The 15,160-nt window shown below is 70.4% G+C and carries 13 protein-coding genes; 7 read left to right on the top strand and 6 right to left on the bottom strand.

The features are described from left to right. Positions 1–203 precede the first annotated feature (203 nt). Positions 204–2,906, top strand: a complete 2,703-nt coding sequence (locus ID554_RS13605; protein WP_117228248.1) for a replicative DNA helicase — start codon at positions 204–206, stop codon at positions 2,904–2,906. Between the two features lie 75 nt (positions 2,907–2,981). Here the strand turns inward: ID554_RS13605 and ID554_RS13600 are convergent, their stop codons facing one another. The 4 genes from ID554_RS13600 to ID554_RS13585 are packed head-to-tail and all read right to left on the bottom strand — an operon-like array spanning position 2,982 to position 7,869. After that, positions 2,982–3,377: a TFIIB-type zinc ribbon-containing protein gene (locus ID554_RS13600; protein ID WP_117228249.1), complete on the bottom strand. Its 396-nt coding sequence runs from the start codon at positions 3,375–3,377 to the stop codon at positions 2,982–2,984. 19 nt (positions 3,378–3,396) lie between these two features. Continuing rightward, a complete protein-coding gene (locus tag ID554_RS13595; protein ID WP_117228250.1) occupies positions 3,397–4,029 on the bottom strand; it encodes a phosphoribosyltransferase in 633 nt (210 codons plus the stop codon). Further along, complete coding sequence (locus tag ID554_RS13590) at positions 4,026–5,351, bottom strand: glycosyltransferase family 87 protein (protein WP_117228330.1); 1,326 nt, start codon at positions 5,349–5,351, stop codon at positions 4,026–4,028. Before ID554_RS13590 ends, ID554_RS13595 begins: the two co-directional genes overlap by 4 nt. A gap of 13 nt (positions 5,352–5,364) precedes the next feature. Continuing rightward, positions 5,365–7,869, bottom strand: a complete 2,505-nt coding sequence (locus tag ID554_RS13585) for a putative bifunctional diguanylate cyclase/phosphodiesterase (RefSeq protein WP_117228251.1) — start codon at positions 7,867–7,869, stop codon at positions 5,365–5,367. 445 nt (positions 7,870–8,314) lie between these two features. Here ID554_RS13585 and ID554_RS13580 point away from each other — a divergent pair, with 445 nt between their 5' ends. The 5 genes from ID554_RS13580 to ID554_RS13560 all read left to right on the top strand — a co-directional run bounded on the left by ID554_RS13580 (position 8,315) and on the right by ID554_RS13560 (position 12,181). Further along, complete coding sequence (locus ID554_RS13580) at positions 8,315–9,463, top strand: AfsR/SARP family transcriptional regulator (protein ID WP_158573731.1); 1,149 nt, start codon at positions 8,315–8,317, stop codon at positions 9,461–9,463. Positions 9,464–9,527: 64 nt separating this feature from the next. Next, entirely contained in the window at positions 9,528–10,019 is a 492-nt protein-coding gene (moaC, locus tag ID554_RS13575; RefSeq protein WP_117228253.1) for a cyclic pyranopterin monophosphate synthase MoaC, read from the top strand. Beyond that, positions 10,016–10,486, top strand: coding sequence for a MogA/MoaB family molybdenum cofactor biosynthesis protein (locus ID554_RS13570; RefSeq protein ID WP_117228254.1), 471 nt, complete (start codon positions 10,016–10,018; stop codon positions 10,484–10,486). Before moaC ends, ID554_RS13570 begins: the two co-directional genes overlap by 4 nt. Positions 10,487–10,508: 22 nt before the next feature. Then, positions 10,509–11,768, top strand: coding sequence for a molybdopterin molybdotransferase MoeA (locus ID554_RS13565; protein ID WP_117228255.1), 1,260 nt, complete (start codon positions 10,509–10,511; stop codon positions 11,766–11,768). Continuing rightward, complete coding sequence (locus ID554_RS13560; RefSeq protein ID WP_117228256.1) at positions 11,762–12,181, top strand: molybdenum cofactor biosynthesis protein MoaE; 420 nt, start codon at positions 11,762–11,764, stop codon at positions 12,179–12,181. The genes ID554_RS13565 and ID554_RS13560 overlap by 7 nt, the downstream gene beginning before the upstream one ends. Positions 12,182–12,228: 47 nt before the next feature. Here ID554_RS13560 and ID554_RS13555 read toward each other — a convergent pair whose 3' ends face one another. Both ID554_RS13555 and ID554_RS13550 read right to left on the bottom strand, forming a co-directional pair. Continuing rightward, positions 12,229–13,671, bottom strand: a complete 1,443-nt coding sequence (locus tag ID554_RS13555; RefSeq protein ID WP_117228257.1) for a glycosyltransferase 87 family protein — start codon at positions 13,669–13,671, stop codon at positions 12,229–12,231. A gap of 225 nt (positions 13,672–13,896) precedes the next feature. Next, complete coding sequence (locus tag ID554_RS13550) at positions 13,897–14,442, bottom strand: DoxX family protein (protein WP_117228258.1); 546 nt, start codon at positions 14,440–14,442, stop codon at positions 13,897–13,899. A gap of 150 nt (positions 14,443–14,592) precedes the next feature. Here ID554_RS13550 and ID554_RS13545 point away from each other — a divergent pair, with 150 nt between their 5' ends. Continuing rightward, positions 14,593–15,138, top strand: a complete 546-nt coding sequence (locus tag ID554_RS13545) for a GNAT family N-acetyltransferase (RefSeq protein ID WP_117228259.1) — start codon at positions 14,593–14,595, stop codon at positions 15,136–15,138. Positions 15,139–15,160 lie beyond the last annotated feature (22 nt).

The raw sequence follows: 15,160 nt of genomic DNA, 5'->3' as shown, positions 1-15,160 counted from the left end.
GAAGTTATCCACATGCTGTGCACACGCTGCGCACATGCTTGTCCACCGCCATCCACAGGTTGTCCCGAGGCTCGTCCACCGGTCTGGTTGAGTGGCTGACCTCGGGTTCCGTATCGTTAGCCCCCGACCCGCCGCCAGATGCCCCCGATCGACGGCCGGTCGACTGTCGCACCCGGGCGGAAGCCTGGGAACGATCCGACGCAGTGGAGGGGGGCCCGGTGTCGGTCACGGATGACATGCGGACCGAGTCGTTTCCCGGCGGAGGGCAGCCTTCCGGCCCGCCACCGCGCGACGGCCAGTTCGACAAGACGCCACCCCAGGACGTGGCCGCCGAGCAATGCGTCCTGGGCGGGATGCTGCTGTCCAAGGACGCCATCGCCGACGTCGTCGAGATCCTCAAGACCAACGACTTCTACCGGCCGGTGCACGCCACCATCTTCGACGTCATCCTGGAGATCTACGGCCGAGGCGAACCGGCCGACGCGATCACCGTCGCGGCGGCGCTCGCCGACTCCGGCGACCTGGCCCGGATCGGCGGTGCCCCGTACCTGCACACGCTGATCGCGAGCGTGCCGACCGCGGCGAACGCCGCGTACTACGCGCGCATCGTCAGCGAGCGGGCGGTGCTCCGACGGCTGGTCGAGGCCGGCACCAGGATCGTCCAACTCGGATACGGCACCGGGGGCGGCGGCAGCCGCGATGTCGACGACGTCGTCGACCTGGCCCAGCAGGCCGTCTACGACGTGACCGAGCGCCGGGTGAGCGAGGACTTCGCCGTCCTGGCGGACATGCTCCAACCGACCCTGGACGAGATCGAGGCCGTCGGCGCGCAGGGCGGCGTGATGACCGGCGTACCGACCGGCTTCACCGACCTGGACCGCCTGCTCAACGGCCTGCACGCCGGCCAATTGATCATTGTGGCGGGCCGCCCTGGTTTGGGAAAATCTACTGCAAGTATGGATTTTGCCCGAAATGCGGCAATTCGGGCAAATCATGCTTCGGCCATCTTCTCCCTGGAAATGAGCAAGGTCGAGATCGTGATGCGACTGCTCTCGGCCGAGGCGCGGGTGCCGTTGCACGTGCTGCGTAGCGGGCAACTCTCCGACGACGACTGGACGAAGCTCGCCCGGTGCATGGGGGAGATCAGCGAGGCGCCGCTCTTCGTGGACGACACACCGAGCATGAACCTGATGGAGATCCGGGCCAAGGCCCGCCGGCTCAAGCAGCGCCACGACCTCAAGCTGATCGTGGTCGACTATCTCCAGCTGATGACGTCGCCGAAACGCACGGAGAGTCGGCAGCAGGAGGTCGCGGACCTGTCCCGGGGCCTGAAGCTGCTGGCCAAGGAGGTCGAGTGCCCGGTCATCGCGGTCAGCCAGCTGAACCGTGGCCCCGAACAGCGCACCGACAAGCGCCCACAGCTGTCTGACCTGCGGGAAAGTGGCTGTCTGACAGCGGAGACGAGGCTGATCCGGGCCGACGACAACGCCGAGGTCACGCTTGGTCAACTGCTGGCCGACGGTACGAGGGACATTCCCGTCTGGGCACTCGACGAGAGTCTGCGGTACACGCCACGAACGATGACGCACGTCTTCCCGAGTGGCCGTCGGGAGGTGTTCCGGTTGACGCTGACGTCGGGCAAACAGGTCGACGCCACAGCGAATCATCCGTTCCTCACGTTCGCGGGCTGGGTTCCGCTCGGGGAGTTGACTCCCGGGACGCGTCTCGCGACGCCTCGACACTTACCCTCGCCTCTGGCCGTCCGACCGATGGCCGAGGAAGAGGTGGTGCTGCTGGCGCACCTGCTGGGCGACGGTTCCTTCGTACGACGTCAGCCCATTCGCTACGCGAGTGTCGACGAGGCGAACTTGCAGGCGGTGTCGGAGGCTGCGAAGTACTTCGGCATCACGGCGGTACGCGACGACTATCCGGCGGCGCGGGTCACGACTCTCCGACTCCCCGCTCCCTACCCCCTCGCTCGGGGCCGGCGGAATCCCATCGCCGAGTGGCTGGACGGGTTCGGGCTCTTTGGGCTCAGGTCGCACGAGAAGTTCGTGCCGCAGCGCCTGTTCAACCTGCCCAAGGAGCAGGTCACCCTCTTCCTTCGCCACATCTGGGCGACCGACGGGTCCGTCCACGTCAACAAGTCCGGCCGTGGTGGGCGGGTCTACTACGCGTCGACCAGTCGGCGGATGTTGGAGGACCTCTCCCGTCTCCTGCTCAGGTACGGCATCACCGCCCGTCTGAAGACGGTGCCGGTGACCCGGTATCGCCCGCAGTACACCCTCGACATCTCCGGACGCGACGACCAACTGCGGTTCCTGCGCGAGATCGGTGTGCACGGGGACCGGTCGGCGAGGTGCGACGCTCTCCTCGCCGTCCTGGCGGAGACCACCGCCAACACCAACGTCGACACCGTTCCGCGCGAGGTCTGGGGTCGGGTCCGCGAGATTCTGGTCGAGAACGGCATGAGCCATCGTGACTTCGCCAAGGCGGTCGGCACCCAGTTCTGCGGAAGCACGCTCTGGAAGCACGCGCCGAGCCGTTCTCGGCTCGCGAACATCGCTCAGGTCCTCGATGCGGCCGACCTCGACCTGCACGCCACGAATGATGTCTTCTGGGACGAGATCGCGTCCATTGAGTCGATCGGTGAGCAGGACGTCTTCGACGCGACCGTGCTTGGTACGCACAACTTCGTCGCGAACGGCATCGCCGCTCACAATTCGATCGAGCAGGATGCCGACGTTGTCATCCTGCTGCATCGCGACGACTATTACGACAAAGAGTCACCCCGGGCCGGGGAGGCGGATTTCATTGTTGCCAAGCATCGAAATGGTCCGACCGACACGGTGACCGTGGCAGCCCAACTGCATCTGTCGCGATTCGTCGACATGGCCATCGTCTGAGCCGTCCGGGCCCGGTCTGACCGGGCCCGGTCTGACCGGGCCCGGCCGAGGTGGCGGCCCGGTCGCCGGGGCGGCTCAGCCGAACATGTCGTCCAGGAAGCTCTTGCGCTTCTTGCGCCGGTAGTGCCCGTGGTAGCCGTAGTGCTGCTGGGAGTGGCCGTAGGCGGGCACCGGTGCCGGGTACCCGTGCGGCGGGGGCGGAGGCGGCGGGACGGCGCCGTAGCCCGGCTGATGCGGCGCGGGTGCCGGGGGCGGCGGCGGTGGCTGGTAGCCACCCTGAGGTGCGGCGTGCGCAGGAGCGGTCGGGGGCTGCTGGGCGGCGCTCCAGTTGGCCTCCGCCTCGAACAGCTTCTCCAGCTCGCCGCGGTCGAGGAAGATCCCGCGGCACTCGCCACACTGGTCGATGACGACCCCACTGCGCTCGTACTGGCGCATTTCTCCACGACACTTGGGACAGGTCAGGCTCATAATCCGAAGGTACCTGGTCGGGTCACCCGGTAGTGGTCAGCGCCGCCGTGACCTCGTCGTCGGAGACCTCGTGGAAGTCGTCGTAGTAGGCGCCGACCGCGCCGAAGCCGGCGGGGCGCATGGCGCTGACCACCTCGTCGGCCTCGGCGGCCAGCATGTCGTGGGCCTCCTGCGCACTGACCGGTACGGCGACCACCACGCGACGGGCCCTGAGGTGGCGGGCGACCTGGACGGCGGCTCGGGCGGTCGCGCCGGTGGCCAGGCCGTCGTCGACGATCAGGGTGGTACGCCCGGTGAGGTCCAGTGGCGGCCGACCGGCCCGGTAGAGCTGTTCCCGCCGATCCAGTTCGGCCTGTTCGCGTTTTTGCACGTCGGCGATGTCGTCGGGGCTGAGTCGGCCGGCGACCACCTCGTTGAGGACGCGTTCGCCGCCGGGACCGAGTGCGCCGAAGGCGACCTCGGGTGCCCACGGCACGCCGAGTTTGCGGACCACCAGCACGTCCAGGGGAGCGCCGAGGCGTTCGGCGACGACCTGGGCGACCGGTACGCCGCCGCGTACCAGGCCCAGCACTATGAGGTCCGGTTCGCTGATCAGGCCGGTGAGTCGGTCGGCGAGTACCTGCCCTGCCTCGGTGCGGTCGCGGTAGGTGGTCATGTGTTCAGGTCTACGCCCTGCCGGTCGTCTGCGCCCGCCGGTTGCCGGATCCCGAGAAGGTCGAGTGCGGGGGCCCAGAGCAGGAACGCGATCGGGTACAGCAGGTAGCCGAACCGGGTGGCGGGCATCAGCAGGATCGCGACGAGGAGGCCGTACCCGCAGACCAGGGCGGTGCTGCGGGCGGTGCGGGGCGGGCGGCGGGCGAGGAGGACGGCGATGGTGACACCGGCCGCGACCAGCAGCGCGGCGGCGATGACGCGGCCGGCGGGCAGCGCGCTCGCGATCAGGTATCCGGGGAACGGGCTGGCCGCCGGACTGGAGACCAGGCCATGCCCGAGGGGGAAGCGCAGGACGTTCTCCACCAGCGCGTTCCGGTCGACCAGGAGGGCGGGGAGCAGTGCGGCGGCGGGCAGCCCGACGGCCCCGGCGGCGACGCGCAGACCGGCGCGGCGGGTGAGCCCCCAGATGACCAGCACTGCGGCGACCGGCCAGGCGAAGAGTTTCAGTGCCCCGGCGAGCCCGACCGCGACGCCGGCCCAGCCGGGCCGGGCGGTGGCGGCGAAGGCGAGCGCCAGCAGACAGAGCGCGAGTACGGGCAGGTCGTCGCCGCCGGTGGCCAGGGTGAGCGCGCAGACGGGCAGGACGGTGGCGGCCTGCACGGCGCGCAGCAGGATCGCGTCGTGCCGGGTCCGGTGGGTCTGGGACGTGGATGGTCGCAGGATGCGGATGGCGAGCAGCAGCACCACGGCGGTGGCGACGGCGAACCAGACCCGGGCATCGGTCCACCAGGCGTCGACGAGTGCCCGGGGTACCCCGAACAGAGCCATGCCCGGTTGGTAGGGGGTGTAGCCGAGGAGTTGTTCGTCGGGGTGCAGTGCGGCGATGGCGTCGGGCCCCAGGTAGGGCGTTCCGGTGTCGACGAGGCGGGCCCCGGAGTCCTCGATGACGAGGACCTCCTCCTGTGCGCGGTCGGTGCGTCCGGCCGCGCGCTGCACGCTCTGCGTGACCAGGGGCAGTAGAGCGGTGCCGGCCCAGGCGAGCGTGGTGACCAGCGTGCGGCCGGGCAGCCCGACCAGCGCCGAGTGTGGCCGGCGGCGTCGGAGGAGGAGTTGTCCGGTGACGGCGATGGCGGCGGCGAGGTAGGCCACTGCGGCGATGCCGCCCCAGGCTCGGTGCGGCAGGAGGGTGGAGGTGGCGGCGGTGATCGCGGCGAAGGCCGCTGCGGCGGCGTACAGGCCGAGGTCGAGGGCGAGGCCGCCGGCGGCGGTGTCGAGGCGGTGCCACCTGCCGGGGCGGTGGGAGGTCGAGGTGGCGGCGCTCACGTCGGCCAGTGTGTCAGGCGGGCTGGTGGTGGCCCCGGCCCCCCTGCCGGCGCCCCTTGGGCAGCCGGACGACGGAGCCGGCGTCGTGAAGTGGGGCGGCGAGGCTTCCTGGCCGGCCGCCGGCACCGCGCTGGAGGGCGGCGAGCAGTGTGCCGGCGGCGAGGGGGCGGGCGAAGAGGTGGCCCTGCCCGGCGGTGCAGCCGAGTTCCCAGAGGGCGCGGCGTTGTGCCTCGCGTTCGACTCCCTCGGCGACCACGGACAGGTCGAGGCTGCGGCCGAGGTCCAGCGTGGAACGGATGATGGCGGAGGCTTCGGTGGAGGACTCCATGGCGGTGACGAAGCTTCGGTCGATCTTGAGTTCGTGGACCGGGATCCTGGAGAGCAGGGAGAGCGAGGAGTATCCGGTGCCGAAGTCGTCGAGGGCGAGTCGGATTCCGGCGTCGCGCAGCCGGGTGAGGCCCTGGTCGACCACGTCGAGCTGGCTGAGGGTGAGGGTTTCGGTCAGCTCCAGTACCAGCCGGTCGGGTGGCAGGTCGTGGGCGCGCAGGCGGGCCAGCACGGATCCGGGGAAGCGGGCGTCGAGCAGGCTGCGGGGAGAGACGTTGACGGCCACCGGGACGTCGAAGCCGGCGTCGCGCCAGGTGCCGGCGGCGACCAGGGCCTGGTCGAGGATCGCTTCGGCGAACGCGGGCAGCAGGCCGGAGCGTTCGACGGCTTCCAGGAAACGCAGTGGGTCGATCATGCCGTGGGTGGGGTGGTGCCAGCGGGCGAGTGCCTCGGCGGCGATGACCTCACCGGTGCCGAGGTCGACGATGGGCTGGAAGTTGACCGTGAACTCCTGGTCGGCGACGGCACGGGGCAGTTCGCCGCCGAGCGTGAGCCGGCCGATGTCGGCGGTGTCGCGGGCGGGTGCGTAGGTGGCGATCCGGTGGCCGCTCCGTTTGGCCTGGTACATGGCGACGTCGGCGCGCCGCAGCAGTTCGACCATGCCGCCGGTGGCGGGGGCGACGGCGATGCCGCCGCTGGCCTCCACGCTGATCCGCATGCCGTCGATGTCGAACGGCTCGTGCAGGGTGGCCAGCAGGGTCTCGGCCCGGTGTGCGGCGACCGCGGGGGCGGGCAGCGCCCGCAGGAGTACGGCGAACTCGTCGCCACCGAGGCGGGCGACCAGGTCGTCGGCGCGGGCGGCGGCCCGTAGGCGTTCGGCGACCTGCATCAGCATCTGGTCACCGGCAGCGTGACCGAGGGTGTCGTTGACTTCTTTGAAGTGGTTCAGGTCGATGAGTACCAGGGCGGTGACCCCGTCGGCGTGCCGGTGGTGCAGCTGTTCGTTGCCCTCTTCGAGCAGGTGGCGTCGGTTGGCCAGCCCGGTCAGGGCGTCGTGTGCGGCGGCGTGTGCGTGGGCTTGCGCCACTCGGCCGAGTTCGGCGTACGCCTGGGCGTTGCGGACTGCCGTGCACAGAGCGGAGGCGAAGGTGTGCAGCGTGTACCGCTCCCGTTCGGAGAGTCGTACCGGGCCGCGGAAGCGCAGTCGCAGCATGCCGACGTCGACGGTCTTGTCGTGTCCTTCGAGGCGTACGGGGACGGTGGCGCCGTGCACCTCGGTGGGTTCGCCGATGGGGCCGTCGTACGTGACGCTCTCGGTGGAGCCGCGTACCACCCGACCGTCCTCGCGCAGTTCGATCTCGACCTCGTCGGCGGAGAAGAGCTCGGCGGCGCGGGTGACCGCCGTGGTGAGCACCTCGTCGAGTTCGACGACGCTGAGCGCGTCGGTGGTCTGGGCGAGCCGCTGCCAGGCTTGTTGCTCGGTGCGGGTGCGCACTCTGCTCGAGTAGAGCAGGTGGAGGCTGAGCACCAGGGGTGGTACCGCGAGCAGTAGTCGAATGTCGATCTTGATCGTGAGGACGGTGCCGACGATGACGAGGAGGCGGGTCAGCGCTGCGGTCAGGCGGAGATCCCAGTCCTCGCGGAATAGCTTTCGTAGCGAGGCGCCGGCCGCCATCGCGATCACCGGCAGGGTGATGATTTCGTCGAGCAGTACTGCGGTCAGGTAGGCGGCTGCCAGTGGAATGACCGTCTGCGTGACGCCCGGGTTGTCCGGTGACCATTCAAGGACATTCAGAACGAGTCCTGCGCCGCCGGCCACGAGCATGTTCTTGCTGATGCCGAAGACTCTCTTTAGTGGCGTCAGCCGTGTCGGAGTCGTGGCGATGGCGATGCCTAGGCCGGTGGCCAGAATCACCACCGGGGCCGGTGCCACGGCGAGGCCGATCACGATGGCGGTTTCGGTCCAGGCGATCTCGTGACTTGTGGAGCGAATTCGGATCCTGACCGTGACGGTGAAGGCGACGGCGACTAGCGAGATCAACGTGGCCCAGACGATGGTGGCCTCTCGGCCACCGTAGCTTGGCAGATGGGCGATTGCCACGGCACCTGTCAGCCCGGCTGCAACGACGACGAGACCGACTAGCGGGCGTAGCCGCCGATCGGTCCCGGTCTGTCGTTGCTGTGGAGCCAAACCTCGTCCTCATTCGTTACCGAGGGACTGCGCTCTGCAATCGTACTTGTGTCGACGCTGGCGCAGAAGAAGGCGGATCACTTCCACTCGTGCGAGTTCATCTCTACCCCCTGGCTTGTTTCCGGCCTGCTTGATGACCGAAACACTAGGGGGCGATTGCTCAATTTAGCTATAATAAATGTCGTATTGCGCAGAATGGGCCAACAAGATGGTGTTATGTAACGTTCTGTCTCACCCTCCTGACGGAGGGTCCAAATGTCGAAGCTGGTCGACTCGTAGCCCTCCGCGTGGGTGATGTCGCGCTTTCCGTTTCGACAAGGGTGGCCGAAGTGCCTGGTCATATCATCGTCGCTTCGGCCAGCATGCTGCATCAGGGCGGGGTATCTGTCCGGGTGGTGGTCGCTAAACTGCACACGGTGATCAGGTGGATGCGGTAGAGAGGCAAGTGCAGGTTCAGGTCCTCGGTGGGCTCGTCGTCCGTCTCGGCTCGGTCACGCTCACCCTCGGCACGCCGAAACAACAGACCGTGCTCGCGTTGCTCGCGTGCAACCCCGGGCATCTGGTCTCGGTCGATCAGCTCGTCGATGAGTTGTGGCCGGAGAATCCGCCCCTCTCCGCCGTGCCGAACGTCCGGACGTACGCCGCCAACCTGCGTCGTGGGCTCGAGTCGATGCTCCCCGGGCGTGAGGCTCTGGTCCGTGCCGGGGACGGCTACCGACTCATGGTGAAGCGGACCGAGGTGGACGTCTACGCCTTCCGGTCGGAGGTCAGGGCGGCACGTGCACTCACCGGGACGGATGAGGAAGCGGCGGCGAAGCTGCTCGACCAGGCTCTGGCTCGCTGGCAGGGACCCATGCTCACCGGTGTGGCCCTCGGGCCGGCCCTGCTGGCGCACGTGGCCTCGGCGACCGAGGACCGGATGCTGGCAGCCGAGCTCCTGGCCGAGCTGCAGATCCGGCTCGGTCGCTACGAACCCGTCCTGCCGCTACTTCGGGAACTGCTTGCCAGGGAACCGCTGCGGGAGCGGGCCCAACTGCTCATCATGCGCGCCCTATACCTCAGGAACGACCACGCCGGTGCCATCGCCGCCTACGGCGAGGCTCGGCGCGTACTGCGAGAACGCCTCGGCATAGAGCCCGGGGCGGAACTCCGGAATCTCTACCAGCACATCGTCGAGCGGGAGCGCAGGTCGCACCGGAACCCGGACCTGGGCCCCGCCTCGTCAGCCGTCACATCCGAGTCCGGTGAGCAGCCGCGTTCCGGCTCGGCCCCGGGGCGCGGTCTGGTCTGGCTGCCACGCGCAGTCCCGGACTTCGTGGGCCGGGATGCCGCGGTCGAACACCTGCTGACAGAGACGCACCGGGTCGGAGGACACGCCCCAGTTGTGCATCTCGTCGACGGTATGGCCGGCAGCGGCAAGACCTCGCTGGCGGTCCACGTGGGCGGACAGTTGCGGGAGCACTATCCGGACGGCGGGCTGTTCATCGATCTCAAGGGGCACGACCGTGCGGAGAAGACGGACGGATCTCGTCGCGACACCTGCCACCGGTACCTCCCAGATACCACGGCAGGGCGCGGAAGGGGCGGCGCGTGAGCGCCACTCCTTCCGCGAGCACCGTGCACCGGGCTCGTCGGCGTGGCGGGATAGGCTCGCCAGCGTGACCGAACCCGCCCAGCTCACCCACGTCGACGCGGCCGGTGCGGCGCGTATGGTCGATGTCTCCGCCAAGCAGGTCTCCGGCCGGGTGGCCGTCGCGGCCGGCCGGTTGCGCACCACACCCGAGGTGATCGAGCTGCTCCGCCGGGACGGGCTGCCCAAGGGAGACGCGCTGGCGGTCGGCCGACTGGCCGGGATCATGGGTGCCAAGCGCACTCCCGACCTGATCCCGCTCTGCCACCCGATCGCGCTGCACGGCGTCACGGTCGACCTGGTGCCCACCACGGACAGCGTCGAGATCACCGCCACCGCCCGCACGGCCGACCGTACCGGCGTCGAGATGGAGGCGCTGACCGCGGTGGCCGTCGCCGGGTTGGCCCTGGTGGACATGGTCAAGGCGGTCGATCCGGCGGCCAGCGTCGAGTCGGTCCGGGTATTGCGCAAGGAGGGCGGCAAGACCGGCCTGTGGGAGCGCCCGGAGGACCGACCGTGATCCGAGCCCGGGTGGTGGTGGCGTCCAACCGCGCCGCCGCCGGCGTCTACGCCGACACCAGCGGTCCGCTGCTCGCCGCCGGTCTGCGGGAGCTCGGATGTGTTGTGGACGACCCGGTGGTGGTGCCGGACGGCGATCCGGTCGGTCAGGCCATCCGAGCGGCACTGGCCGACGGTGTCGACGTGCTGATCACCAGCGGCGGGACCGGAGTCACGCCGACCGACCGCACCCCCGACGTGACCCGGGCACTGCTCGACTACGAGATTCCCGGCATCGCCGAGGCGCTGCGCGCACAGAGCCGTGACCGGGTGCCCACCTCGGTGCTGTCGCGGGGGGTGGCCGGGGTGGCCGGTCGCACCCTGGTGGTGAACCTGCCGGGCTCCACCGGTGGCGCGCGGGACGGTCTCGCCGTGCTGGGGCCGATCCTCGCGCACACCGTCGACCAGTTGCGCGGTGGCGACCACTAGGCGAACCGATAGGCTCGGCCGGGTGAGAACGGAAACCGCACCCGCCACCGAGGGCGCCGCCGCGTCGCTGCCGGCCGGTTGGGAGGAGGCGCGCTCCCGGGTGTACGCGGTGGGCCTAGCCGCCGCGCTGCCTGCGGTCGAGCGTCCGCTCGCCGACATCGACGGGTACACCCTCGCCGAACCTCTCACCACCCGGACGGACCTGCCGGCGTTTCCCACGTCGAGTGTGGACGGCTGGGCGGTCCGGGGCACCGGCCCGTGGCGGGTGGTCGGGCGGGTGCTGGCCGGCGGCACACCGGCCCCGTTGACCGAGGACGGGACGACCGTCGAGATCGCCACCGGCGCGATGGTGCCGTCGGGCACCACCGCAGTGCTGCGGGTCGAGGAGTCGACGCGTACCGCGGACGGGTCGGTCGACGGCGTGCCGCGCAGCGGGCCGGAGTGGCGGCGCCCGGGCGAGGAGGCGGCGGCCGGTGAGGAACTGCTCCCGGCCGGTACCCCGGTCGACCCGGCCGTGATCGGCCTGGCCGCCTCCTGTGGCCATGACACCCTGCGGGTGCGCCGGCAGCCCCGGGCCGCGCTGCTGGTCTTCGGGGACGAACTGCTCACCGCCGGTCCGCCCGCCGCCGGGCGGGTCCGCGACGCGCTGGGCCCGACGGTACCGAGCTGGCTGCGCCGGTACGGCTGTCAGCTCCGCCCGGCCGATGTGGTCGGCCCGGTGGCCGACACGCTGACCGACCACGTGGCCGCGCTGCGTACCGCGCTCACCCACGCCGACCTGGTCTGCACCACCGGCGGCACCATGCACGGGCCGGTCGACCACCTGCATCCGGCCCTGGCCGAACTGGGCGCGGACTACGTGGTCAACACCGTCGCGGTACGCCCCGGTTTCCCGATGCTGCTGGCCCGGGTGGTCGGCGACGACGGCCGGGTCCGGTTCGTCGCCGGGCTGCCCGGCAACCCGCAGTCCGCCGTCGTCGCGCTGGTCTCGCTCGTCGCGCCGCTGCTGACGGGTCTCGTCGGCCGGGCGGCCCCGGTGCTTCCGCACGTCACGCTGGCGGAGCCGGTGCCGGGACGCGGCGACCACACCCACCTCGCGCTGGTCCGGCTCGACCGGGTCGCCGGGACGGCTCGCCCGGTCCAGCACGTCGGGTCGGCGATGCTGCGCGGGCTCTCCGGCGCGGACGGGTTCGCCGTGATCCGGCCCGGCAGCACCGGCGCGGTCGGGGACCGGGTGCCGGTGGTCCCGCTGCCGCTGCTACCCGGGGAGCGCGCGTGGTGATCACGATCGGGGACGTCACCGAGCAGCCGCTGGACCTTGCGGCGCACGAGGCCGCCGTCGCCGACCGGCGGGCCGGCGCGGTGGTCTCCTTCGCCGGCGTGGTACGCGACCACGACCACGGCCGCGCGGTGGTGAGCCTGGAGTACGAGGGTCATCCGAGCGCCGCCACCATCCTGCGGGAGGTGGCCGCCGAGATCGCCGCCGATCCCGACGTGTACGCGGTGGCCGTGTCGCACCGGATCGGCCCGCTCGCCATCGGCGACGCGGCGCTGGTCGCGGCGGTCAGCACCGCGCACCGGGCAGCCGCGTTCGCCGCCTGCGCCAAGCTGGTGGACGAGGTGAAGGCCCGGCTGCCGATCTGGAAGCGACAGGTCTTCGCCGACGGCACCGAGGAGTGGGTCAACTGCCCGTGACCGTCAGGTGCCGGGCCACGCCGACCCGGCACCGTCGGTGCCGGGGTTCAGCGCCGGTGGTGCAGCATCGCGGTGCGGGCCATCCGGTCGGTGTAGAAGGCGGGTTCCGCGCCCGGCCGCCAGGGCAGCGCGGCGACCAGCACGATCAGGGCCAGCGCCAGGGAGTTCTCCATCAGCGCGCCGAACAGCCCGTTCTCGTAGTGCGAGACCTCGGGAAGCTGGTGCTCGTACGGCCAGATCGGCGAGATCAGGAAGAGCAGGTAGAGCCCGATCGCGGCGATGCCGTGCCGGAGCCCGGTCAACGTCGGGTACCAGATCGGCGGGCGGAGCGTGGAGACGCCCGGCGGGCCGCCGTACGCCCCGGAGGTGGCCCGCCGGGCCGGACCTCGGCTGGCGTCGTGGCGGCGTATTGCCCCGTCGGCCAGCACGATGATCGCCGGGATCACCCAGACCAGGTGGTGCGTCCAGGAGATCGGACTGATCACGTTGGCCGTCAGGCCGACCAGGGTGAAGGCGGTCAGCTCGTCGCCGTCGGCGTGCGACTGGGAGGCCCGGGACAGGCCCAGCGCCAGCACCAGCACCGCGAAGGCGAGCCAGAGCAGCGTCGGGGTCTCGATCGAGTCGTACAGCCGTGCCAGCAGACCGGCCAGCGACTGGTTGGGCGTCATGTCGGCGGCACCGACCCGCTCGGTCTGCCACAGCACGTTGCCGAAGTAGGTCCGGGACTCGGCTCCCACGATGCCGAAGCTGCCGATGGTCACGGCGACGGTCGTGCCGATCGCGGTCGCGGCCACCCGCCACTGGCGAGTGATCATCAGGTAGAAGATGAACAACGCCGGGGTGAGCTTCACGGCGGTGGCGAGGCCGATGCCCACGCCGGCCCAGGCGCCACCGTAGACGAACCGCAGCAGGGGCCCGTCGTTCTCCGCCTGGTGGGTGCCGCGCCGGGACCGCCAGCGCAGTGCCACCAGATCGGCCATGATCAGGGCGAACAGCAGCAGGTTGACCTGCCCGTAGCCGAGGGTCTCCCGGGTCGGCTCGATGGCGATGGCGAGCGGCGTGGCGATGGCCACCGTGTACCACAGTGGCCAGCCCAGCCGGTCCACGATCGGCCGCAGCAGGGCGGCCAGCACCACGGCCAGCGCGGCGATGCTGACCAGCGCGTTCACCAGCCCCGCCACGGTCACCGGCAGGTGCGCCATGGGCAGCATCGCCAGCCCGGCGAAGGGTGGGTAGGTGAAACCCAGGGTGGTGTCGGGCGCGACGAACTCGTACAGCTCGTGACCGCTCGCCCACCAGACCACCGCGCCGTGGTAGATCTTCATGTCGAAGAAGTTGTACGGACGCCCGAAAGCGCCGATGGCAAGCCATGCGGCATAGGCGACGGCGGCGACGATGCCGGCCCGTACGACTGTCCTACGATCGATCCCACGCGTTACGCGGCGGACTGCGGCGAGGCGGTCCAGCCTTCTACCGACACTCGTCGGCATGGCTCGGCCACCCCCGTACCAAGGTCGTCCTACCCGTCCAGGTCCGGTAGGGAGCCTAGAACGGCGCCTCACGTCAGTGCCTCCCGCGTTATGCGACCGTGTCCGATCCCACACCATCTTTTGACATTTCAACCGCGTTAACGCCTACCGGGCGGTTCAGGTGATTCGCGGCCTTAGCCAGACTGGGGGTGGGATAAACGCAGTTCAGCGAGGGGTGACGGTGGTTCAGCCGGGGATCCGACGCGCGGTTGCCGCCGAGCGAACGGCGATCCGGGCTTCGCGGCGTGCAGTCCGGACGGCACGGCGTACCGACCGTCGAGAGTGGCCGATCCGGTGACCGGCCCGCCACCGCAGTCCCGGCCTCCCCTCGGTGTCCGCCGAGGCGAGCAGCAACCCGCCGAGAAGGCCGAGGTTCTTCAGAAAGTGAATCTGGTTGTTGCTCCGCGCCGCCGGGTCGTCGTTACGCCAGAAAGGATGCCCGGCGAGGGTGACCGGGACCAGCGTGCCGGCCAACGCCAGAGCCGCCGGCCGGGTGAACCTCCCGGTGGCCAGCATCAACCCGGCACCGAGCTGGACGGCGGCGTTGGCACGGATCAGCGTCACCGTGTCGGTGGGGATGCGGGCGTCGGCCCGTTGCAGCAGCGGCGCCACCCGATCGGTGACCGGCTGCGCCGCAGGCACCAGACGTTGCGGGTTGGCGAGGTTGCGGGCGCCGCTGACCACGAAGATGCCGCTCAACATGGCGCGGGCGAGGGATCGTACGGGCGTCATGGAACAGTCATACCCCGTCCGTGACTTCGACATGCCCCGCAACGGCCTATCTCGATCGATCGGGTGGCGGCGTCGCTCAGGTGGCGGCCACGCCACGCCGATTCCAGCGACCATCACTGATGGATGAGCCACGCGCGGTAACCTCCGGGCGTGACGACGCTGCGGCTCCGACCCGAGGACCCGGCAGACACCGGCGCGGTCCGCCGGGTACTGGCCGCCGCCTTCGCCCGCCCCGACGTGACCACCCCACCAGAGGTACGCCTCGTCGACGAACTGCGGGCCGGTGACGCCTGGCTCCCGAAGCTGGCCATGGTCGCCGAGTACGGCGGTGAGATTGTCGGCTACGCCCTGCTCACCCGGGTCAGGGTCTGCGCGGACGGGGTCAACGCCCCGGCCCTGGTGCTCGGCCCGGTGGCGGTGGCGCCGCACCGCCAGCGGATCGGGCTCGGCGGCGCGGTGGTGCAGGCCGCCCTGGAAGCGGCCACGGAACTCGGCGAGCGGCTGATCGTCGTACTCGGCGATCCGGCGTACTATCGGCGCTTCGGCTTCAGCCGAGCCGACCGAATGGGCCTGACCAGCCCCTGGTCCGGCCTGGGCGAACCATGGCAGGCACTGGTCCTCCCCCCGACGACGAGCAACGAACCACCCCCACCCCAGGGCGACGTCGTCTTCCCACCCCCCTGGTCCAAGGTCTAACCACCCAACCCCCCCACCCCCT

The sequence above is a fragment of the Micromonospora craniellae genome, assembly GCF_014764405.1.
GTDB classification, from domain to species: Bacteria; Actinomycetota; Actinomycetes; order Mycobacteriales; family Micromonosporaceae; genus Micromonospora; species Micromonospora craniellae.
The sequence above is the reverse complement of the archived record's forward strand: the minus strand, read 5'-3'. Positions and strand labels throughout refer to the sequence as shown.

Excerpts from the sequence above, each read along its gene's own strand:
- ID554_RS13555 (WP_117228257.1), bottom strand. The coding sequence starts at position 13,671 with ATGCCGACGAGTGTCGGTAGAAGGCTGGACCGCCTCGCCGCAGTCCGC.
- ID554_RS13595 (WP_117228250.1), bottom strand. The coding sequence starts at position 4,029 with ATGACCACCTACCGCGACCGCACCGAGGCAGGGCAGGTACTCGCCGAC.
- ID554_RS13550 (WP_117228258.1), bottom strand. The coding sequence starts at position 14,442 with ATGACGCCCGTACGATCCCTCGCCCGCGCCATGTTGAGCGGCATCTTC.